This is a genomic window from Bacillus sp. DX4.1, from assembly GCF_030348195.1.
Lineage (GTDB): Bacteria > Bacillota > Bacilli > Bacillales > Bacillaceae_G > Bacillus_A.
Genome location: NZ_JAUCFT010000008.1, coordinates 2,976,029 through 2,998,128 on the forward strand (window position 1 = coordinate 2,976,029; position 22,100 = coordinate 2,998,128).

At 33.3% G+C, this 22,100-nt stretch carries 21 protein-coding genes and 5 pseudogenes; 6 read left to right on the forward strand and 20 right to left on the reverse strand.

All coding sequences use genetic code 11. The features are described 5' to 3' along the window. Window position 1: 1 nt before the first annotated feature. Entirely contained in the window at window positions 2-820 is an 819-nt protein-coding gene (locus QUF99_RS18115) for a citrate/2-methylcitrate synthase (RefSeq protein WP_289371715.1), read from the reverse strand. Next, window positions 820-1,347, reverse strand: a complete 528-nt coding sequence (locus QUF99_RS18120) for an acyl-CoA dehydrogenase family protein (protein WP_289371716.1) — start codon at window positions 1,345-1,347, stop codon at window positions 820-822. The genes QUF99_RS18115 and QUF99_RS18120 overlap by 1 nt, the downstream gene beginning before the upstream one ends. Before the next feature lie 177 nt (window positions 1,348-1,524). Here QUF99_RS18120 and QUF99_RS18125 point away from each other — a divergent pair, with 177 nt between their 5' ends. Further along, window positions 1,525-1,881 carry a hypothetical protein gene (locus QUF99_RS18125; protein ID WP_289371718.1) on the forward strand — a complete coding sequence of 119 codons (357 nt, stop codon included), beginning with the start codon at window positions 1,525-1,527 and terminating at the stop codon, window positions 1,879-1,881. Between the two features lie 34 nt (window positions 1,882-1,915). Here QUF99_RS18125 and QUF99_RS18130 read toward each other — a convergent pair. From QUF99_RS18130 to QUF99_RS18150, 5 genes and pseudogenes are all read right to left on the reverse strand, one after another. After that, window positions 1,916-2,131: pseudogene (locus QUF99_RS18130) on the reverse strand (hypothetical protein); the annotation flags it as partial. A 282-nt stretch (window positions 2,132-2,413) separates the two neighbouring features. After that, window positions 2,414-2,788: a DUF956 family protein gene (locus QUF99_RS18135; RefSeq protein WP_289371721.1), complete on the reverse strand. Its 375-nt coding sequence runs from the start codon at window positions 2,786-2,788 to the stop codon at window positions 2,414-2,416. A 214-nt stretch (window positions 2,789-3,002) separates the two neighbouring features. Beyond that, on the reverse strand, window positions 3,003-3,914 hold the full coding sequence (locus QUF99_RS18140; protein WP_289371724.1) for a PTS system mannose/fructose/sorbose family transporter subunit IID: 912 nt from the start codon (window positions 3,912-3,914) through the stop codon (window positions 3,003-3,005). A gap of 21 nt (window positions 3,915-3,935) precedes the next feature. Beyond that, window positions 3,936-4,736: a PTS mannose/fructose/sorbose transporter subunit IIC gene (locus QUF99_RS18145; protein WP_289371725.1), complete on the reverse strand. Its 801-nt coding sequence runs from the start codon at window positions 4,734-4,736 to the stop codon at window positions 3,936-3,938. Between the two features lie 35 nt (window positions 4,737-4,771). Further along, complete coding sequence (locus QUF99_RS18150; protein WP_289371727.1) at window positions 4,772-5,758, reverse strand: mannose/fructose/sorbose PTS transporter subunit IIA; 987 nt, start codon at window positions 5,756-5,758, stop codon at window positions 4,772-4,774. Between the two features lie 568 nt (window positions 5,759-6,326). Here QUF99_RS18150 and QUF99_RS18155 point away from each other — a divergent pair. Then, a pseudogene (locus tag QUF99_RS18155) lies at window positions 6,327-6,928 on the forward strand (transposase); the annotation flags it as partial. 781 nt (window positions 6,929-7,709) lie between these two features. On the opposite strand, the gene QUF99_RS18160 reads toward QUF99_RS18155, so the two are convergent. From QUF99_RS18160 to QUF99_RS18190, 7 genes and pseudogenes are all read right to left on the reverse strand, one after another. After that, window positions 7,710-8,090, reverse strand: coding sequence for a BA_1872 family lipoprotein (locus QUF99_RS18160; protein WP_289371729.1), 381 nt, complete (start codon window positions 8,088-8,090; stop codon window positions 7,710-7,712). 454 nt (window positions 8,091-8,544) lie between these two features. After that, window positions 8,545-10,173 carry a ribosomal protection-like ABC-F family protein gene (gene abc-f / locus QUF99_RS18165; RefSeq protein ID WP_289371732.1) on the reverse strand — a complete coding sequence of 543 codons (1,629 nt, stop codon included), beginning with the start codon at window positions 10,171-10,173 and terminating at the stop codon, window positions 8,545-8,547. A gap of 423 nt (window positions 10,174-10,596) precedes the next feature. After that, window positions 10,597-11,741: pseudogene (locus QUF99_RS18170) on the reverse strand (IS4 family transposase). Between the two features lie 116 nt (window positions 11,742-11,857). Continuing rightward, a complete protein-coding gene (locus QUF99_RS18175; RefSeq protein WP_289371733.1) occupies window positions 11,858-12,529 on the reverse strand; it encodes a hypothetical protein in 672 nt (223 codons plus the stop codon). After that, complete coding sequence (locus tag QUF99_RS18180) at window positions 12,516-12,851, reverse strand: PadR family transcriptional regulator (protein WP_289371735.1); 336 nt, start codon at window positions 12,849-12,851, stop codon at window positions 12,516-12,518. Before QUF99_RS18180 ends, QUF99_RS18175 begins: the two co-directional genes overlap by 14 nt. Window positions 12,852-12,954: 103 nt before the next feature. Then, window positions 12,955-13,452 (reverse strand): annotated as a pseudogene (locus QUF99_RS18185) (IS6 family transposase); the annotation flags it as partial. A 16-nt stretch (window positions 13,453-13,468) separates the two neighbouring features. Then, entirely contained in the window at window positions 13,469-13,633 is a 165-nt protein-coding gene (locus QUF99_RS18190; RefSeq protein WP_289371736.1) for a hypothetical protein, read from the reverse strand. A gap of 143 nt (window positions 13,634-13,776) precedes the next feature. Here QUF99_RS18190 and QUF99_RS18195 point away from each other — a divergent pair, with 143 nt between their 5' ends. Next, window positions 13,777-14,214 carry a GNAT family N-acetyltransferase gene (locus QUF99_RS18195; protein WP_289371737.1) on the forward strand — a complete coding sequence of 146 codons (438 nt, stop codon included), beginning with the start codon at window positions 13,777-13,779 and terminating at the stop codon, window positions 14,212-14,214. A gap of 251 nt (window positions 14,215-14,465) precedes the next feature. Beyond that, window positions 14,466-14,690, forward strand: coding sequence for a hypothetical protein (locus QUF99_RS18200; RefSeq protein WP_289371738.1), 225 nt, complete (start codon window positions 14,466-14,468; stop codon window positions 14,688-14,690). A gap of 625 nt (window positions 14,691-15,315) precedes the next feature. On the opposite strand, the gene QUF99_RS18205 is transcribed toward QUF99_RS18200, so the two are convergent. The 4 genes from QUF99_RS18205 to QUF99_RS18220 all read right to left on the reverse strand — a co-directional run bounded on the left by QUF99_RS18205 (window position 15,316) and on the right by QUF99_RS18220 (window position 18,336). Then, complete coding sequence (locus QUF99_RS18205; RefSeq protein WP_033798483.1) at window positions 15,316-15,609, reverse strand: barstar family protein; 294 nt, start codon at window positions 15,607-15,609, stop codon at window positions 15,316-15,318. Between the two features lie 131 nt (window positions 15,610-15,740). Then, entirely contained in the window at window positions 15,741-16,166 is a 426-nt protein-coding gene (locus QUF99_RS18210; RefSeq protein ID WP_289371740.1) for a hypothetical protein, read from the reverse strand. A gap of 1,028 nt (window positions 16,167-17,194) precedes the next feature. Then, window positions 17,195-17,839 carry an alpha/beta hydrolase gene (locus QUF99_RS18215; RefSeq protein WP_289371741.1) on the reverse strand — a complete coding sequence of 215 codons (645 nt, stop codon included), beginning with the start codon at window positions 17,837-17,839 and terminating at the stop codon, window positions 17,195-17,197. A gap of 134 nt (window positions 17,840-17,973) precedes the next feature. Continuing rightward, complete coding sequence (locus tag QUF99_RS18220) at window positions 17,974-18,336, reverse strand: VOC family protein (protein ID WP_289371743.1); 363 nt, start codon at window positions 18,334-18,336, stop codon at window positions 17,974-17,976. A 253-nt stretch (window positions 18,337-18,589) separates the two neighbouring features. Between QUF99_RS18220 and QUF99_RS18225 the strand changes: the two are divergent. Continuing rightward, window positions 18,590-20,020: pseudogene (locus tag QUF99_RS18225) on the forward strand (IS4 family transposase). Between the two features lie 424 nt (window positions 20,021-20,444). Here the strand turns inward: QUF99_RS18225 and QUF99_RS18230 are convergent. Together QUF99_RS18230 and QUF99_RS18235 are read right to left on the reverse strand one after the other, a co-directional pair. Further along, window positions 20,445-21,101: an HAD family hydrolase gene (locus QUF99_RS18230; protein ID WP_289374694.1), complete on the reverse strand. Its 657-nt coding sequence runs from the start codon at window positions 21,099-21,101 to the stop codon at window positions 20,445-20,447. A 152-nt stretch (window positions 21,102-21,253) separates the two neighbouring features. Next, window positions 21,254-21,427, reverse strand: a complete 174-nt coding sequence (locus QUF99_RS18235; protein WP_289371745.1) for a hypothetical protein — start codon at window positions 21,425-21,427, stop codon at window positions 21,254-21,256. Window positions 21,428-21,895: 468 nt separating this feature from the next. Between QUF99_RS18235 and QUF99_RS18240 the strand changes: the two genes are divergently transcribed. Beyond that, window positions 21,896-22,090, forward strand: coding sequence for a hypothetical protein (locus QUF99_RS18240; protein WP_289371747.1), 195 nt, complete (start codon window positions 21,896-21,898; stop codon window positions 22,088-22,090). The last annotated feature ends 10 nt before the right edge of the window (window positions 22,091-22,100 follow it).

Sequence of the window (22,100 nt, forward strand, 5' to 3'; positions counted from 1 at the left end):
CTTATAGACGATTTAATCTTCCTTTATATACTGATCTTGGGTAAATTAACCTTTCTTCAGCTGCCTCTGTAATATGCGCACACCAACCGATTACTCGACTAATTGCAAAAGTTGGAGTATATAAATCTGTACTGAAGCCAATCGCTTTCATTACAGCTGCTGTATAAAATTCAACATTTGTATATAGTTTACGATTCGGTTTATATTCTTTTAATAAATCTATAACTAATTTTTCTACATAAACAGCCAAGTCCATCCACTTGGAATCCTTTGATAATTCAATTGCAATAGAGCGAAGAGCAATTGAACGTGGATCTGTAGTTTTATAACTACGATGTCCAAATCCCATTAATCTTTCACCATTTTCCATTGCTTTCCTTACCCAAGCTTCTACATTTTGTTTATCTCCAATTGACTCTAACATCTCTGTAATTTTAGAAGATGCTCCTCCATGTAAAGGGCCTTTTAATGCTCCAATCGCGGCTGTTATGGAAGATATTAAATCCGAACGAGTTGATGAGACAATCCTGCCTGTGAATGTTGAAGGGTTTATACCATGGTCTTGAGTTAAAATAAAGTAAGCTTCTAAAGCTCTTATTTCTATTTTGGACGGGATATGTCCTTTTAACATATAGAGATAATTGGCGGTATGACTTAATATTGGATCTGGCTCAATAGGAGCTTCCTCGTTTAACTTTCTATAACGATATGAAATAATGGTCGGTAACTTTGCTATGATAGATATCACTTGATTCATATGAAGTGATTCATTGAAATTAGACTGTCCAATGGATGAAACAGCAGTTCTAAGAACACTCATCATATCCATATCAGCGGGTAACTTATCAATAATGTACTTAAAACATCAGACTCTTCAACCCTACTAACCCACTCTTTCTCCCCGTTTAGAATATAATAATCACCATTTCTCACTGCTGTCGTTTGAGTTTTAGCGAGGTCTGAACCACAATTTGGTTCTGTCAATCCAACGCCGACTAGCAATTCACCACTTATTAAACGAGGTAAATACCTCTTTTTTTGTTCAGGCGTACCAAATTTGGCGATGAGTCTACCGTGGCCAGCTCCAAAAAGTTCCCGTGTATTCACACTTGTTCGACCGCACTCATGATAAATGTGACCCATTGTTACAGCAGATAAACCGCTTCCACCATCTGCGACATCAATGTCAAGACCAATTAAATCTTTTTTTCCCGCTTCTTGCCTAACATACCAAGGAAACTGTTCAGAATCGCTATCCGCTAAAATACTTTCTAGTTTTGAATTACCCAAAAATTCTTTAATTATTTGTACCCAATGTTTAGTTTTGTGACTACTAGTAAAATTCATGGTAGGCCTCTCTTGTTATTTTATTGAAAATTCAGAATAAAACTAACATAATTAATTTTAACAAACAAGAATATTTTTACAATTTACCGTCAATCCGTGTAAGTCTACCTGTTCCATTACCTCGTCCCCTTTTTACGTTATTCAATATTCAATGCATTACATAAGGAGATGGAGATATTGAATCTATACGAATTATCGATGTCTAGCGGGCAGCAACTAACTTTTTATCATGCGGCAGTAAAACGTGGCCACAAAGAATATCGTTTTGAAATTTACAAAGCAATTGATACCATAGGGGTTTATTTTGTTGATGAAAGTGGGAGAACACTATCAATCGCTAGCACTGAAGAAATGTTAGCGATGTTGTTACGTGATGAGGATAAGGTGAAATACAGAAACATCGTTGGTGATGCAGAATGGTTATTATTAGATGGAATGTCTTCTCAAAGAGGGATGACAAAGGATGAGGAAGCGGCGTTTCTATATATGAAAGAAAACGTTTTGGAAGAAATGGCAGCTAGTTTAGATGCATAATAAAAAGCCCGCTCATGTGAGAAGGGCTTTTGTGTTATTTATTCATTTTACTTAACGCTTTTTCCATTTGTCGCTCATTTGCTAATGTTACCTCGCTTGTTGCAGTGTCTACACCACGATAGTTATATTTTGAGTTTTGCCAGAAATCGAAAGCAAAATCCTTCATTGCTTTTTCAGATGCGTTTTTCTCAACTACTTGTGATTTAAAAATATTTGTAAGCATGTATTCATGGTTGGATAAGTCTTTAATGGGATAGCACGCACATTTTAACGTTTTTATACGCTAAGAGATTCTCAAAACCTAATAGCACAATTTCAATTGAGATTTTGATTAAACATAAGTTTTGAGACACTATTTAAGCTATTTTTAAATCATTTTACATTGAAATGAATTACCCATTTTAGAGATTAGATAATTTGCTTAGAGTAGTAAAATCAACGTTTTCTCATGTCGAGTTTTGCTTAGCGTATATATTAGTTAAAATATGGGCGGTACGCCTATATGAAAAGTACATCCCTTCTTTTCATTCCATTATTTCTTTTTACCTATCGACTTAAAAGCTCGTTTAATAACATCAAAGAAACTTAGAGACTGTACCATATGATCTGGATCTACATATTCTCGTATAGCCCGAAGAACTTTCTTAGGTTCCTTAGAAGAAAAGGTGAAGGTCCCATTTCTCTTCGTTTCAATCGCATAACGCGGAATCCATTTCCCCTTAAACATCACAGAGGCTATAACGTAATCTACTTCCTTCCACGGAATTTGAATAAATTTACGCGCATCACGAGAATTATAAAATTCAAACCCTTTATCACCAATCATAATTTTCCCATAGTCCGTAAGTCCCGTAAAAGCGGTGGCATCTATTACTAAATCTACCTTTTTATTAATTGATTGAACCATCATATCCGCTCCATTTCATTTATCTTATTTATTATTCGTTTCTTCAAACAATTAAGTCAATACAAAAAGTGGCTGAAACAATAATCTCCAGCCACTTTTTGTATGCGAACTATTATCGATTCACAGGCTACAAAAGTCTGCTACTAAACTACACTTCAATCTCAACAATTCCTAAATAATAAACCTTAAGAATTGAAAGCATCAGCAACTTTAATTATAAAAGTCCGATTACGTGACCAACTACCCCAACTACGAATAGGGAAAGAATAATAACAATTGGGCTGACTTTTTTCTTAAGCAACCACATACATAAGAATGTCAGAAGCAATGCAGCCAAACCAGGAATTAATTGATCCAAGTTATCTTGTAAGGTCGTTACTTTCGTAGGTGAAAGTGCCATTCCTGAGTTTACTTGTTCAAAAGCTTGACGAATCCCTTCGCCATTTCCAGGAAGTTTGTCCCATTCAATATACGCACCTTTATCTAACTGAACTTCAGATACGACTGGCTGGAATTTAATTGATACCCACCGTTGCACTAAGGCAGCAAGTACGAACATACCAAGGATTGATGCACCTTTTGTAATATCTTGTAATAATCCACCTGAAAGATCATCAGTGATTTTAGAACCGGCTTTATAACCAAATTCTTGTGTATACCACATAAATCCCCAACGAATCAGATTCCAAGCTAAGAAGAAAAGGATTGGCCCAAGGATATTTCCACCCATTGCTAATGATGCCCCTAAAGCACCTAACATCGGACGTAAAGTAAACCAGAATACTGGATCACCAACACCGGCTAAAGGACCCATCATCCCAACTTTGACCCCTTGAATTGCCACATCATCAACTTCTGCACCATTAGCACGTTCTTCTTCAAGTGCTAATGTAACTCCTAGAATTGGTGAAGCAATATAAGGATGCGTATTGAAGAATTCCAAGTGACGTTTTAACGCTGCTTTTCGATCTTCTTTTGATTTATATAATTTTTTGATTGCTGGAATCATCGAGAAGGCCCAACCACCATTCTGCATACGTTCATAGTTCCAAGAACCCTGAATAAACGTAGAACGCCATGCAACGGCTAAGCGATCTCTTTTTGTTAATTGAATTTTTTCTGCCATTTCTCTTCTCCTCCTTCTGAATTAATAATCGTTTAAGATATCGCCAAGTGGGTCGCCAGAGTTGCCTCCACCGCCATTTGAAGAACCACCCATTTTAGAAAGTCTCAAGTAAATAAGAGCTAAAGCCACACCCAATGCACCAAGTGCAATAAGTGTTAATTGAGAAATTGCGGCTATTACGAAACCAATAATGAAGAATGGCCATACCTCTTTTGTTGCCATCATATTAATAACTAATGCATAACCAACAGCAACAACCATTCCACCACCAATAGCCATTCCGTCAGTTAACCATGCAGGCATTGATTCCAAGAATCCTTGAACGCTTTGTGCAGGGATAAATAAAAGTGCTCCTGCAGGAATCGCAATTCGGATCCCTTGTAAACACACCGCAGCGATGTGTAACACTTCGATTTTTTTAATATTTCCTTCTTCAGCTGCCGTATCCATCATGTGTACGATAGGGACAGCAAGTGTACGAACGATCATTGTTAAGAAAAGGCCTGCTACTGCAAGTGGAACCGCTACTGCGATTGCTGATGCAACACCGCTAACACCTTGTCCGCCTAATACTAAAATAATTGCTGATGCAACTGATGCCAATGCAGCATCTGGCGCTACGGCTGCCCCGATATTTGCCCATCCAAGTGCAATCATTTGAAGTGTACCGCCAAGAACAATACCAGCCTCCAAGTTACCTGTTACTAAACCGATTAATGTACATGCCACTAGTGGTTGATGGAATTGAAATTCATCTAATATTCCTTCCATACCAGCTAGAAAAGCAATTAGTATTACTAAAACTATTTCTATAGTAGACATTATGGGCCCCCATTTCATTTAAATTTGCTATGTCACTATGCTAATTCAACCTTCGCTTTTTTTAGAATGTCATCCATGTTTGCACGAGAATCATTAGGTACTTTACGTACATCAAACTGAATGCCTTTTTCTTTCATTTTCTCGAAAGCCTCAACATCTTCTCGTCCCATAGAAAGTACCTTACTAACGACAACTTTACCGGTTGAATGAGCCATAGAACCAACGTTAACTTCTTTAATATCCACACCACCCTCAATAACTCTTAGGACATCTAGTGGGTTTTCAAATAATACTAGTGCATTAGTGTTACCAAAACGGGGATCTTTTGCAACTTCAATCATTTTGCTGATTGGAATAACATTTGCCTTAACCCCCGGTGGTGCCGCCTGTTCGATCAATTTCTTACGAAGGTCGTCTCTAGACACTGCATCTGAAACTATGATAATACGATCTGGTTGTGTAGACTTTGTCCATGCAGTCGCTACCTGACCATGCAATAAACGAGAATCCACACGGACTAAAACGAACTTGATTTTCCCGTCACCAACTACTGTACCTGGAGCAAGTGTACCTTTTGCTTGTCCATCTTCAGCAACTGCGGTATCAGTATTTTCTTTGGGTTCTAGCTCTTCAGGTTTAATTCTAACCCCTTCTTTTGCCGTTTTAACGATATGTGCTGCGATTTCTTGAGCAGACATCATTGATAAACGGGATGCATAAGCTTCAATCACCATTGGTAAATTCATACCAGCAACGATTGCCCAATTGTCTTTGTGTTCTTCATACAAGCCGTTAGCTTGATTGAATGGAGTACCGCCCCATAGATCGACTAAGAATAATACTTCATCTTGATTATCAAAAGATGCAACTGCTGCTTCCATTTTTGCTCTCAAATCGTCTGGACCTTCGCTTGGCATTAAGGTAACAGCCTTAACGTTTTCTTGTTCTCCAAAAATCATTGCGCCAGATTGTAAGATGCCTTCAGCAAATTCGCCATGGCTTGCTAGGATAATCCCTACCATCTCTCTACCTCCTAAATATTTCATCCTAATTTTTTCTGAATAGACGCAACCAACACAACTATTTCTTCTTCGTTTCGTCAATCTTTGTCTATTAAAAAATAACTTTTTCCATCCCTAAGAAAACCACCTCCTACACTCCTAGGCTATTGAAGTTTAGCTTTTTTCATCAAATTTTGTTTACTATCGATAATGAGTTTGCGAATCTCCAATTCACCAGCAACTGTAATAGTTAAATTTTCTAATTATTTATTGTTAGATAAATCAACATCTTTTAGTAGAGTATATCCTGCAAATACTATTTCTTTAGTTTAGTGTTTTTTACTTGTATCTATAGACTTACTTCACCACAATTGTTAAGAACTAGTAGTTATGATTCTGCATTATTACTTGCATCAATCGTTTTAATTTTCCTATATTTACTAAATTTAACCTTGATAGCATGGCATTTTTCAAGATTAATTGATTCTAAATTGTTACTTATAACACATAATTTCTTGCGTCAAAGGTTCGTTATTTTCTAAAATAATCCTTCGCAAGAAAACGCTTTCATCAAGATGGAAAGAACATGCCGTTGAAAGTCATTGATTCAAGTACGCTTCCTTTGAACTTAACCAACTATAAATGGGTTGAGTTCCGTCAAACGAAGGCAGGAGTAAAACTTCACTTGCGACTTGTCTTCATGGATAAGGAAACCGTTTATCCTGAAAAAGCAGTGATTACCAATGCAATCAAACATAACAGAAATCAACTTGAAGTTCTTGTGGATGAGAAAGATGCCATGTATGTGTTTGATCACGCATATGTGGATTACGAAAGATTCGATCGAATGACAGACGATGCATATTTTTTCGTTTCCCGACTGAAGAAAAACGCTGTTATTCGTGAAATAGAATCCTTTTCACTTCCTAAAGATAGTGCCGTTCTATCTGATAAAATGGTTTATATCGGCTGCACACAAAATCGCACAGAGAATATCTTTCGCCTTCTTGAAGTCGTTGATACAAAGGGAAATATACTTCTCCTCATCACCTTTTTCTTACATGTTTTGGTTCAATTGGAATGAAAAGTAATAAACCTCTCTTACGAATCACACGTTGGCTAAAGGCGGCTATCTGGAAACCATCTTATGTTTGGATACGGAAGTTTGATGTAAGAGCTGGTCCGTCGTAAAGGAACATTTGTCGTTAGCATTTTTGATTTTGGTTAAACTGGATATTTTTTCAAATGAACAAAGTCACCTTTCTTTTGAGTTTGACTTTTTTTCTCAAATTCAGAGAGAATATTTTTCTGAAAATTGCGATTATATTTACGCAATGCTAGTGCGTAAATATAATAATATAAAAGTAGCTCGTTTATCAGTTCTTAAAAAATTAATAAACACTATAATTCCTCAAAACAGGTATGTTTATATATACATATATATATATTCATTATATCTATTGTGAGCATTTTCACAATGGATATAAATTGAACATTTTATGAATAAAATGTTCAATTTGGGGTAGCTTCAGGATTTTGCGCTTTTACAACGTTAAGGATAAGAAGTCTTGTGTAGCAATGTTTCATAGTTCGTCCCAGTAGAGTAAACCCTATTGGGGTTCAACCGAGATACATGTAATTTCGGGTCATAGTCTGTATTTTATTTCCATTATCAGATTTCTGTGTAACAAAAAGGCATTTTATTAATAATGTTACGGATTATTTTTGATACAGTATTTTGTTACAACTAATTCAACGGTTAGGATATTTCATATGTTCAAATACAAAACGTAACAAAAACGAACGTTTATGTTACAAATATCAACGAAAAACAACATTTGGTAAAAAATGTATCGCCATGATCTAGTTTTACACATATCTCGGCTGAACCCCTTAAATTGATGAGCATGTGTTGTGCCAGAACCAACTGGAAATGGAAACGGCAAGCGGGTACACTCCGCTTGCCGTTTTTTCATAGCTTCGTATGTATTTGAATTCCTTTCGCTTTCTCTTCTTCACCCTTCACGCGTACAATTAAATCATATGATCCGGATTTTGGCGCTTCAAAAAAAAGCAAACCTTCTTTCTGAGAAGTGACTTCTTCTTCACAAATGACCTTATCGTCTTTTGTGACTTGCAATAAAATCGTACCTTCTTCAACGGCTGCCTCATAAGGAATTTCCACATTTCCTTTTTCAGTTTTAATCGTTTGCACATCGTGATACCCTTGCAGGGAGCCAATTTTTAAAGTCGTTTCGCCATTTTCTTGAACCTTTGTGACTTTTGTTGCTGTATTGCATGCGCTTAACAATACAACAAGAGTGAGAATGAGAAATGAACGTAGCAATTTCATAGAGATTCCCCTTTCTTTTTTATCATTATAAAATTTTACCATTGCGGTAACTATTTTATAATTTTTTGATAAGCCAACATACTCATCAAGCTAATATTTTGAGATACCCCCATAACGAAAATTTTGTTTCCATTTGGATAGAAAAATGCTTACTTTTATCGTTTGGGGGATTATCTGTTTCTTAAGTCAATTGGCATGGGGTCCCGCCAACAAAAAGCGAATCTGTATGTTATTAAGATTTAGAAGTTAAACATCCTTAAAAAATAAAGGTAAGTACATATTAGTCATGTTTAAAATATACTTACCTCTTATTTTTTGTTTAGCTATGTTTGTTTCATCCAGACGAAAGCACATAAATTCTTATTGTATAAACAAGCGTTCAATTTATATGGGTTCATATATTAATATTTGCTTAATTTTCCCTATAAAAGATTACAATTACAAGTATTTTCGATTAAAGCTCCTTTATTTGCTTTGTAAGTTCTTTGAATCTTTTATCAAGTTCCATGTATGATTCATCTTTAAGGGTTAAAAAGCTGAGTTTTCCTAAAACTTCTTGTCTTTCTGTTTCAAGCTTTAAACGTAATTCAGCGAGATTATCTTTTTTTTGAGATGTTTCTTTCAATTGCTTTTGTATGCTATTGTTTGAAAACACCAGTCTACTGTTAGTTGTTTTTTCAAGGAAGTACCGATCATGTGAAACAACAAGCAGTGTACCATTATATTGTGCTAATGTATTTTCAAGCTGTTCACGTGAAGGTAAGTCAAGATGATTTGTCGGCTCATCTAAAATAAGCACATCTTTTTCATCTAATATATACGCCATCAGCTTACACTTTACACGTTCACCCATACTCATGTGTTTGATTGGCTCTGTCCATTGAGAAGATTTAAATCCTAAATGATTCATTAAACTTTGTACTTTTCCTCTTTCTTCAAAAGTCTCTTTATAGAATAACTGTTCCGGTGCTTTTTCAAGTGGTAAATCAAATACTTCTTGTGTTAAATAACCAATGTTTGCAGATGGTGAAATCCATACTTCACCTTCAACCGTTTCATGTCCCATAATCATTTTCAATAATGTTGTTTTCCCGCAGCCATTAGGACCTATTATTGAAATCTTCTCACCATGTTGAATTGTAAAATTAACTTTCTCAAATAATGTTCGTTTCTCAAAACATTTTTTTAATTGTTTCACTTCCAAAAAACGTTTTCCTACCTTTTTATTTGCTTGGATTGAAAACTCTACAATAGGGTCTGGCTTAACGCATTCTATTTTCGTTTTTTCAAGCTCTTTTTCAAGACGCTTTTGTTTCGACTTTACTTGTGCATCCGTTCGTTTCGCTTTTACACGATAATATTCTTTAACTCCCTCTTTTTTAGTCGACTGTGCATGTGCTTTTTGCGACCATGATGTTAATTCTTTCATTTGTGATTCGATACGTTCAATATTTTTTTGTTGCTTTTCATATTCGCGATGCTGAGTGAGTCTTTTTTGCTCTCGAGTTTTCATATAACTTGTGTAATTCCCTTTATGCTCAATTAGTTTTTTATCTTCTATCGACCAAATTTTCGTTGCAACAGCATCTAAGAAATATCGATCATGTGATACAAAGATGATTGTTCCACTATTGTTTTTTATCTGTTCAATGAGCAATGCTGTACTCTGTTCATCTAAATGATTCGTCGGTTCATCTAACATTAGAAGGTTTGTACCTTTCGCAAATCCTTTTGCAAGTCGGATTTTAAGTTTTTCTCCGCCACTTAACTTATGAAAATCGTTTGTTGGTACGCCCCATTTTGAAAGAAGTTCAGCTTCTACCGTTGTTACTTCGTTAGGTGTATATGTCTCTTTTTCTTGTTCAACATATGACATTGTTACGTTCATCTGTTGCCACTCTAGTTGCCCTTTTACTGGTTCTATTTTTCCATTTATCAATTGTAGCAAAGTGGATTTTCCCGTACCATTTTTTCCTATAACTCCGATAATATCTCCTTGTTTCACTGTAATGTTTATTTGTTCTAACAGAGTATTTTCCATTATTTCCACACAAACATCTTTTATTTTTAATAATTCCCTCATACTATCCATTCCTTTCTTTAAAAGGGGAACAAAAAAACCCTCCCAATTAAATTTGGCAGGACTAGTCGTTATATTATTTATACCCAAATAAGCTATTGTATGAAATAGCTTTACTTTCTTATGGAAAATGGGCAGACTAATCCTACTTTTTATAAATTGAAATATCAAATTTCAACATTTAAAAATAAGATTAGTTAATCATCGTCCACCCATCATCCTTTCCGTCGTTAGTAATAATATTGTAGCATGGTGATGTTGTATTAGTAAATGAGATTATTTGTAGGGGTACCGCCACATGCCCATCAAGCTAAGCTTATATAAGTTTAATTTCACGTGAGATTTTTTCTTTTTCCTAAAGATCCGGTGTAAGTTCTTTAAAGGTTTGCATACCAAATAAACCCTATCGGGTTTCAATTTTTTGGATTACGCTACATGATTTTGAAACATAGAAAAGTTGTATACGATACCTAAGATGTCAAAGACTGTTTTCTTTTCATACCTATGGGATTTCCGCCCGTTTTTCTGTAAAAAATTGAACAGACGAAGTAATATCTTTGATAGCTCTCGAGTGCCTTTTTGTAGAGCTTGATAAATAAGTGGAATATAATCTTTGATGATATAAACAGCTTTATATTCACTCAGCTCTCGTTTCTTCTTGGTGAGGAGTAATTGGCGCATTTGAAACATGGTGGAGGAACAAAGAAGGATACTTATTAGTTGTCCGTATAAGTGACACTCTAGTCGTTCTAATTTTACAGAATTACAGTTATGAATAAGAAAAAATGATTTCCATGTTTTAAAGACAAGTTCAATTTGCCATCGTAAGGAGTAAAAATCGTATACTTGTTCCTTTGGAAGGTACTCCAAAGGAATATTTGTAATGTAAAAGTTAATTGCACTAAGCCGTTTACTGCGTTCTTTATAGGTAATTTGCTTTTTGTGTTCTTTAGATGCTAAATCCTTTTGTCTACGTTCCATTTGCGTTTCAGTTAATTTATACAGAATTAGTCTTGCAGGAAATTTTTGATACATTCCAATATAAATTTCAGGAATTTCATATGTTTCACCTGATTGTAATTGGTCAATGAATTGTTCCATATCTAATTGGATGTACTCAGAGTTCTTTTTTAATGTTCCATTTTGAAAGTATTCAGGCTCTTTATTCTTCTGATATATACGTGTATTGAGCTTTAACCTTGAAATAAAATAAGCATTACACTCTTCTATAATATGTAAGTCTTTTAAGTCGAAATATCCTAAATCACGTATACATACATCGTTCGGCTGAAGCGATGTTAAACAAGTAGAACCATACGTTTTATCATTGTGCTTTCCTGATCCTACATGAACATGTAGAAACTGACCACTTAGTAAATTTGTGTCAATGAAGTGTTTGCTATGTTTTCGCTTAACCAAATACAAAGAGCTACTAAATCTTGTGCACGATATTTACTTTTTCGTTTCACAAATCCTATTTCTCTAGCTAATTGCTCCAAAGCATGTGGTGACATATATCGTTGCAACTCTTTAGAAAACAATTCTAGTTTATCAAAAGTCGATAAGTCCATGCCAAAAACGCCATCCTTTCCTATGATTCTACAGAAAGAATAGCGTATTTTTTCATTTTAAGGAACTTTAGTTTTGTTAGCTTGATAGCGATGTATTGTGACTCCTAAATAAGCTATTAGAATCTTGACACTTTAAATAAAAATTTATATAAAATGTAGAAAAAGAGAGCTATCAAGGCGCCTTGCCATAAACTTAAGTTATAGGAAAGATAAGGGTATTTTTTAAAATATATATGCAATAATACTGATATTCCAAATGGAATAGAAATTGATAATACGAATATAATTCGGCTCTTCCAATTCATTATGAATTTAAACGAAAATCCTTTCATTACATATAAAATAATATAAAGCCCTCCAATAAGAATTGTGACAGATAGTGTGGTTTCCAGGATATCAAATGACACACCTTCAGTTGGATATTTTTTTTGAAAAATCGAAGTTATTATGGCAGATATCGTATCCATTCCAAATTGAATAGCGAGTAGTAAACTAATAATAAAACCAATTGTTGAAAATTTTTCAAACCTTGTTTGTTGAGGTAAGGCGGCAATTAATTCGTCACAATACGCTTGGAGATCATCTCCAAATATATCATAAGCATTTTTCCCTTCTTTTTGAGATTCAAGGAGATGGTCTAAAATCTCCAATAATAGTTCTTCTGATTGCCGTTCAGGAACATTTGAACAGCGAATATATACTAAAATATTTTCATAAGCCAGTTCATTTACTTCTGTTAGAAGCTTTCTTTTTTCATTATTCATTTTAGCCATTTCATCTGGTTTCATTTTTTTCCTTCCCTCCTAGTAACCGATTTACAGTTGTTGATACCATATCCCAACTTCCCTTAAATACCTCTAATTGTTCTAATCCCTTCTCTGTTAAATGATAATACTTACGTTTAGGTCCTAGATTAGAGGTTTTCAAAGTTCCTTCGATTAATTTTTCTTTTTGCATACGTAATAAAAGTGGGTAAATACTTCCCTCGCTTACAAACGTAAAGTCATATTGATTCAATTTGGTACTTAGTTCATAACCGTATACTTCTTCCTGTGAGATGATATATAAAATACAGCCTTCTAATACACCTTTTAGCATTTGGCTATGCATCAATTCATCTCCTTTCAGTAGATTGCTATGCAAGTTAGTCTATGTTTAAAGTGTAACATCAGGTAACTTGTTTTGCAAGTTACTTAATAGCCCTTCAATAAAGAATAAAAATATTGAGATATTTTGTTGTACGATGAAAGGTATTTTTGTAAAAGTCTATCCTCTGTAATTTTTTAAATGCGCAAATTAAAGAAGGAGCCTTATCTGTAGTCAAAACCGTTGGTTCTCCATAAGTTCGAACCAGTCTTTTCATAAAAGCATATGCAGCTTGTGTATCTCTCTTTTTACGCAGTTGAATATCAAGCGTTTGCCCCTCTTTGTCAAGGGCACGATATAAATAACACCATTTTCCTTTGACTTTAATATAGGCTTCATCCAAACGCCAAGATAACTGTACCGTTTTGTTTTTCTTTTTCCAAATCTGATACATCAGATTGCCATATTCATGTACCCAGCGCATAATCGTTGTGGGATGAACTGAAATACCACGTTCCTTCAGAATTTCAGACACATCACGATAGCTTAGAGAAAAACGACAATAGTAGCCAACGGCTACTAAAATGATATCTTTCTTAAACTGTTTTCCTTTAAAATATCTCATCTTGTCGTGCTCCTACTCATTTTTCTAAAATGTAACGTGGTTTAGAGAACTTTGCAACAGAACCAACGAAACCAACTTCTTTAGCTATTTGTTGAAGAGAAAGTGGAGATAAGTAATTTTGAAGTTCTTGAGAGAATAGATTCATTTCATCTGAAATAGAAAAATTCATAGAAAACGCCATCCTTCCTATTCTCTTTTTTTACCCTCTTATTATCTAAATTGCACCAAAAAAGTATTGTTCTAGGATACAATAGAGTCAAAAGATGTAATATTAGAATAGCTCGAACCATTGATATATTAATGGTAATAGAGGGAGGTAATTATATGATTCGTGAAGCTGAACCAAAAGACAGCATTGTAATTGAAAATCTATATAAAAAATTAGCACCTCATAGTAAAAACATTAAGGTCTTACCAGAAAGAATTGAGCAGATAAGGAATGATTCTAATAATTTCTTATTTGTTTATGAGGAAGATTGTAAAGTTAAAGGAAGTATATTTATGACTTTTTGTCTTGATCCTGGATATCAATTTAGACCATATACCGTTCTAGAGTATGTGATTGTAAATGAAGATTTTCGAGGTAATGGGATAGGTGAAAAGTTACTAAAACATGTAGAACAAATATCAATTGCAAGGGGATCCACAAGAATTATCTTATTAAGTAGTGCAACTAGAATAGAAGCACATAAATTCTTTGCTAAAAATGGTTATAATGGAACTATAAGTAAGGGTTTCAAGAAGTATATACCAATTAATTAAGTTTTATATATAAGAATCATTCTTAGCTATAGGAGTGGTTGTCTTAATTATCTTTAAATTAACTAACACAGTTTAAAAGAAGTCATCGTGAAGAAATTAAAATAAGTATGTTGTGTCAACGATGCATAAAATTTTCGTTATGGAGATAATTCAAAACCTTAGGTTGATGGCAATGAGGTATTTGCATTTCTTAGCTTGATGGCGATGTATGGTGACCCCTATATATGTATTATTAATAAAGAGGTGAAAAAATGAAAAAAAAGAGAATAGTATTTTTATTTTTAGGTTTTTTGATTCTTTTTGTTGTATTTTGGTATTCAAAAGGATACAGCGGCAAATACATACAATGGGGTGATACAGTAAATTCTGTTGATACAAATATACTTGAAAAAAATAATATTCCATATAAAGTTAAAAACAACAAAGTATATATCCCTGAAGATGCCTTTAACAAGGCGATAATGTGTTGTTCTTAGTCCCTTTGCACATTGTTTGGGGATTCTGCTTAATTAAAAATGAAATAGAATTGTATATTAGAGGTAGCACCACATCCACATCAACTTAAAAGTTCAAAATCACCCTAAAACAAAAAAGAGTCCTAAATTAATAGGACTCTTTTTTTACTTTTCTCGAATGTAAACTTTTTATTATTAGTTTACATTCATTTCCTTAATTTTATTGGTTTTATCGCACTTTACCCATTTCCCTCAAAAAAGACTAGAAAAGTATACATTCAAAACGCTATAAATAAAGAGGTCAAGAAACACATTTGAAGTAAAGAACAACTTAATTACGATAATCTAATTAATCAAAGATCACATGACTATGGTAATATATTGTTTAACAGATATAAAAAAGGAGGACTTAACAATATGACTGATTCCAAACAAAAAACACCCCTTTGGGAATGGTTTGCTTATCTTGGAGCAACCGTAACAATTATAAAACTTGTATATACATATTTATTTTAAAATTAAACATATACGTTCTACACAACCGTAGTTACCATAACACCACTTATCAGTATTCAATGTATCTAGAAACCTATAAAAGTCCCTTCAGAAGAAGATCTGAAGAGACTTTTCATTCACTTAATCAAGATTATCGGAAATATATTTCGCATTTTTGAGAAGCTACTTCTTTGTTATATTCATCAAGAATTTCTTTTAACATTGCTGCATCCGAAGGTAAGTTTTTGTTGAAGTTAGACCACCCTTGAAACACCAATTCACTTGGCATTTCAATTAGACCAGTAATAGCATCCCAAAAGGCATCCCAGTTTTCCCCGTAAAAATCAGGAAACACTAGTTTTTCTTTAAATAGCAAGTGTAAATCTCTATTGTTTGTTACTCCGGTTAAATCAATGATCGTTGTTACTTTGTAGTCATTTTTCATTAATTAAAATACACCTCTATTGAATTTTAGATTTATATCGTATCATTCTTAACCTCAATTCAATAGTAGTTCACATAATTTTCGTTAGCGGAAGTTGATATATGTAATTTACCTACAAAAAATCATCACTGTCAGACTGGAATTATGCCTTCCAACTCAGTAATTTCCTCACTAATTAACTGCTCTATTTTTTTTATAAAATCATCAATTTGATTAAGTTCCGTAAGAATAAACAGATTTGAACGCATCCAATAAGGTTTTGATTGCTTATTATCAGTTACTACCTCAATACCTACAATTCCTCTTTTGTCATGTAAGAAGAATCTCATAGATAAGAAATGAGTTACATTGTCTATATCCTCACCTGAAACCCATTGAAACTCATGTAGTTTAAAAGTGGAAAACTTGATTATTCCCTCTTTTAAATCTTCGAGTTCTTCATTGGTGGTATATATGTTAATGTTCGCAGTGCCATAAAATCCAGTAAAGTCAAAATTCAATTCAAAAAAATCGGTATCTTCCCATATCCTTTTTATTTTTATATTCGGTTCAGGCATTGTGGTCTATCCTCCCATAAATTGCACTTTCCACTTGAGAATATTATAACAAGTTTTCCTTAACAAAACGGCTCCGTTAGATAAGTAAAAAACAATGTATATTCTATACATGTGAGGTTTACATAACTCATCATTATCAGTAGTCAATAATGAATAGAATTTTCGTTATGGGGTAATTCTGAATTCTTAAGTTGACGGCAATGGGGTAGCACGCACATTTTAACGTTTTTATACGCTAAGGGATTCTCAAAACTCAATAACATGATTTGAATTGAGATTTTGATTTAAAGACGGGTTTTGAGACATTATTTAAGCTGTTTTTGGCATCTTTTATATTGAAGTTTATTTATCTCAAATACCTACGTTTTTGAGATTAGTGATATCGCTTAGAGTAGTAAATTCAACGTTTTTTTATGTCGAATTTTGCTTAGCGTATATTTCCGTTAAAATGTTGGCGGTACCCCATCGCTATCAAGCTAAGATTTTAAAGTACCCCCTAAACGAAAATTTTATGTTTTTTATAGCACCGAAGTTCATTTTTATGGTTTTGGGGGCAATCTGTTCTGTTAGGTTGATAGGCGCGAGACGATTTGGGTTCTGATAAAAGAAGAAGATAGAAAGGTAGCAGTGGATGCACTATGGGAAGCTTTCAACGAATTGAACAGATTTTGTAGCTACGGGAAAATAAATAAAGATAAACTAAGTGCTGTGCCGTGTTAAAGATATTACTGTGGATTTGGAATAAAGTCACTATGTTCATAAAAAGTTACGATACTTTACCTCTCATGCCCATCAACTTAAGGGTGCTAAGAGGATATATGTGGAGGGTTTTTTTATGGGAAAACACCTATTAAAGAAAGAATGATAACCACTATACTTGTATGGGAAATTACTAACAGGTTCGGATTTGGAGTACAAAATTAAAAATAACCATTTAAAAAGAGGTGCAATTAGCACCTCTTTTATATTTATTTTAGCAATGAAATTAGCACCCTGATTGGTGAACTATTGATAACATCAGTTTATGGTTAATTTGAACTAATGGTTTCTTGGAGTCTTTCCATTATTTTGGATAAAATAAAAATTGAATTTGTTACTTCAAATTCTCCAATATCTAAGGAATGGTTTGCATTTTGGACAACATCAATCTTTAAATTCGAATTACTTAATCGATCAATTTGATTTGAATTGTAGTGATGGTCTTTATCTCCGATAACTAACAGCCCTTGATGTTGACTATTAAAAATAGAGTCAAATATCGAATCAGACCTCAACAGCGGGGTAAGTAAAATCATTTTTGAATTTAAAAATTCCTCTCTCTTCATAAGTTCATTTGCAATTGGAATTGTTCCGAGTGATTTGCCTAAAAAAATCGTATCGTTGTATTGACCATTTTTTAAAACATCTAAAATCACAGGATTAATATCATCCATCATTATTTTTGTTATCTTTTCAATATTGTTTTTCGTTGGTTGCTCATTATAGGAGTAATGGATATGGACAATATCAATTTTATTTTGGAGCATTGCCATCGTCGCATAATAAAACAATGGTTTATCGTAATTGTAACCTGAACCTGAAAACATAAAGCAGATTGTTTTGGAACCCATTTCTATATGTGTATAACTAATCGCTTTTTCGTTTGTTTGTATCTCCTTTTTATTTCCTTTCATCATTTTCCCCTCCGAAACTTTTATAATACCATAACATAAATCACCAATTTTTTATAAAAAAATCATCCTCTTTATAGCAGGATGATTTATCGGAAATAAATTATATCCTTTATGTCAATTAGTTAATGGAGTAACTAAATTTCTTGAATCATTTCCACTCTGTTTCCGAATGGATCTCTAAACTCAAAACGTTCAAAACCAGGTATAGGTACTCCTTCAATTATCTGAATGTCATTTTGTTCTAACACATTTCTCCAGTACGATATATCCTCTACTTGATAAGCTATATGGGCTTTTGTTTTTAATCGGTCAAAACCATCTTCTGTACCTATATGTACTTCTCTATCTCCGACTTTTAACCAAAATCCTCCACGCCCCTTTAGTGATTCGGGATTTTCCTTCTCAGGTAGACCGAGGATTTCGCAATAAAAATTTTTTCCCTCTAGTTCAGCACCTTTTGGAATAGTTATCTGAGCGTGATGTAAACCAAGAATCATAAAATCCTCTCCCATTATCAATTGAATTTGTATTGTTTTTCTCCTATAACCAAATAATTTTTGAAACTTCTAAATCCTCTTTCATTTTATAACACCAAATACAATAAACGAAATATTTATTAATTATAATAATTGATAAGTATTACTTATAGAGGGAGCACCACATCGCCATCAAGCTAAAAAATTGTATCCATAAAACGAAAAAAGCGCTATTCTTTTTGTAGAAATATACAGAAAGGGTGGCGTTTTTGGTATGAATCTATCGATTTCTGATGAATTACAATTGTTTTCTAAAGAATTACAGCAACATATGTCACCACATGCTCTGGATCAGTTAGCTAGAAAAGTAGGATTTGTTCAACGAAAAAGTAAATATCGTGCACAAGATTTAGTAGCTCTGTGTGTTTGGTTAAGCCAAAATATAGCTCATACCTCATTGGCACAATTATGTAGTCGATTAGAAGCTAACACAGGTATTTCTATGGGTCCAGAAGGACTCAATCAACGCTTTAATTCTCAGGCTGCACAGTTTTCACAACAAATACTAGCGTATTTACTTCATCACCAATTTTGTTCCACTAACAAAATTACAACTCTGTATACAAACTATTTTCGTCGTATTCGTGTATTGGATTCTACACATTTTCAGGTTCCGGATAAATTCGCTTCTACATATCAAGGCTCAGGTGGTAGTGGTCAAAATGCTGGTGTGAAAATTCAACTAGAGTATGATTTACTAAGTGGTCAGTTTCTACATGTTCATGTAGGATCAGGAGAGCACAATGATAAAACTTATGGATCTACTTGTTTAACGTCTCTTCAATCGAACGATGTATGTATACGGGATTTAGGATACTTCGACTTAAAAGACCTATATACTATAGACAAGTGTAATACTTATTTTATTTCAAGATTAAAGCTCAATACACGGATATATCAGAAGAATAAAGAGCCCGAATACTTTCAAAATGGAACAATAAAAAAGCAATCTGAGTATATCCAATTAGATATGGAACAATTTATTGATCAATTACAATCCGGTGAACCATATGAAATTCCTGAGATTTATATTGGAATGTATCAAAAGCTCCCTGCAAGACTAATTATGTATAAATTAACTGATACGCAAATGAAACGTAGACAAAAGGATTTGGCAGCTAAAGAGCACAAGAAGCAAATCATCTATAAAGAACGTAGCAAGCGGCTTAGTGCGATTAACTTTTACATTACGAATATTCCTTCGGAATATCTACCAAAGGAACAGGTATACGATTTTTACTCCTTACGATGGCAAATTGAACTTATCTTTAAAACATGGAAATCATTTTTTCGTATTCATCATTGTAATTCTGTAAAATTAGAAAGACTAGAATGTCACTTATACGGGCAATTAATTAGCATCCTTCTTTGTTCCTCCACCATGTTTCAAATGCGTCAATTACTCCTCATCAAAAAGAAACGAGAATTAAGCGAATATAAAGCCATTTATATGATAAAAGATTATTTTCCACTTATTTATCAATCTCTACAAAAAGACACCCCATAATTAACAAAGATATTGTCACGGCTGTTTAATCTCTTACAGAAAAACGGACGAAAATTCCATAGGTATGAGAAGAAAACAGTCTTTGATATCTTAGGCGTCGTGTACAACTTTTCTATGTCTCACGATCATGTAGCGTAATCCAAAAAATTGAAACCCGATAGGGTTTATTTGGTATGCAAATCTTTAAAAAACTTACACTGGATCTTTAGAAAAAAGAAAAAATTCCACGTGAGTTGAAACTTATATAACCTTAGGTTGATGGGCATAGGGTACCGCCAACATTTCGGAAATTTTGTACACTAAGACATTTTTTGGAATTAAAACCTCTGATTTTTCTACGCTAAGCAGAAGAATCAGGGGTTTTATTAAGATCTATTGTTTTCGGATTTTAATTTCTAAATAATGTAATCTTAAACTGAAGCTCTCGTTAGTCCAATTAGTCATTAAACATCTTTTCAATATTATTAAGTTCTATCTTTTCTTCTTCTTTTCGATAATCATTATTATTGTTTTTACTCATTATAAAAATATTGTGAAGTAAAACAACTTCTGATTATGTTTATTATGTAAAATAACTTAATAATCTATCAAAAGAATTGATCTCGGCATATGGTTTTATTTCGGTATCATTCTTGATCATATGAGGATTGAACCATATGCCCTTTATATTTGCATTTTGACAACCACTAATATCCTTTTCTATGTCATCTCCAACGAATAATGCGGCTTCCGGTTGCACATTAAGCTTATTTAATGCTAATTCAAATATGCGTTTGTCAGGTTTACTAAATCCCACTTCTTCAGAAATAATTATTATATCAAAACAACTATTTAAATTAGTGTTAATTATTTTAGCTTTTTGTCTCTGAGTTGAGCCGTTTGTTATAATTGCAACTTTAACATGCATCTTTATAGTATTTACGATATTTATAGTATTTTGGTTTATAGAAAAACAATGAGGAAAATTATTATTCCAAAAATCTTGAATGTAATTGCGTGGCAATCTATATTTTGGTGGAAATTCATCAAAAAATGATTCCAAAACTTTTATTTTATCACTATAGCCATAGCTTCTATTGTCATATTCTTTGAATTTTTGCAACATTTCGTTTTTTACTGAATGTTTAACATCCTCATAACACTTTTCTAAAATAATTAAAAACATTTTATCTACTGCCTTATCCCTATTAAGTAAGGTATCATCTAAATCAAATAGCATTGCTTTATAACCTTTCAAATAACTTCACAGCCTTTCTCACATTATATAAATAATCCCTAGTTCGCACCTTCAAATTTTTGGTTTACCAAAAAATTTCATCTTCAACTATCGCACCCTATAGTTTAAGTACAGCATTTCAAAAACTTACATAATCAATTATCACTATCTTCTAATCTATTCAAAAGTTTGTCCGATTTTTTTGAAATTCTTATAAGAAAAACGATAATATGAAGAAAAAAACCAACAACAATTCCTACTAATGGTGCGTAAAATCCAACGAAAAAAATTGCTATTATAGTTGGTACTATGTATCCAAGTGCTACCATAAAATTTCACAACTCCCCCTGCTCCACAATAAGTATAGGGACTATCAAAGCAATCTCCATTATGAACTCCTATCCTTTATTACACCTATTTATGGTCTATATTCTTCATCCCAACCACATATTCTTTCTTAGACTAAACTGACCTTTAGTTTAAGTGTAAATCTTCACAATCTTACTTCTATATTAACATAAATCTCCAATTTCCCCCTATTAAGAAAGAACCGAAAACGTCCGTTTATGGGGCTTTATTTACTTCTATCCAAATAGAGAAAAATACAATGCAAATTCAGTTTCAAAAATCAGTACCAAAATAAAATGTCCCAACATATTAGTCATATATAATATGTTGGGATCCTTATATTTTAAGTTTTTTTGAATTTAGGTCTTGATAATGTACGATTTTCTTTTTTTGATATGGTGACCCCTAATAGAAAAGCAATAACAGAAAAATGAAAGGAGCATATTGCAATGCATAAAGGAGATGCCATTCTACGGTTACTAATGGAAATGAAACTGGAACTGGAACTAAAAGAAGTAAAAGAACAAGTGGAACAAATGCACCAATCACTGAAAAGCATAGAAAAACAAAATCAAAAAAAAGAAACTTCTTCGACTACTTCTAAGAGAAGTCGTGATTGGAAATATCCTTCCAAAATTAAATAAGAAAAAGACC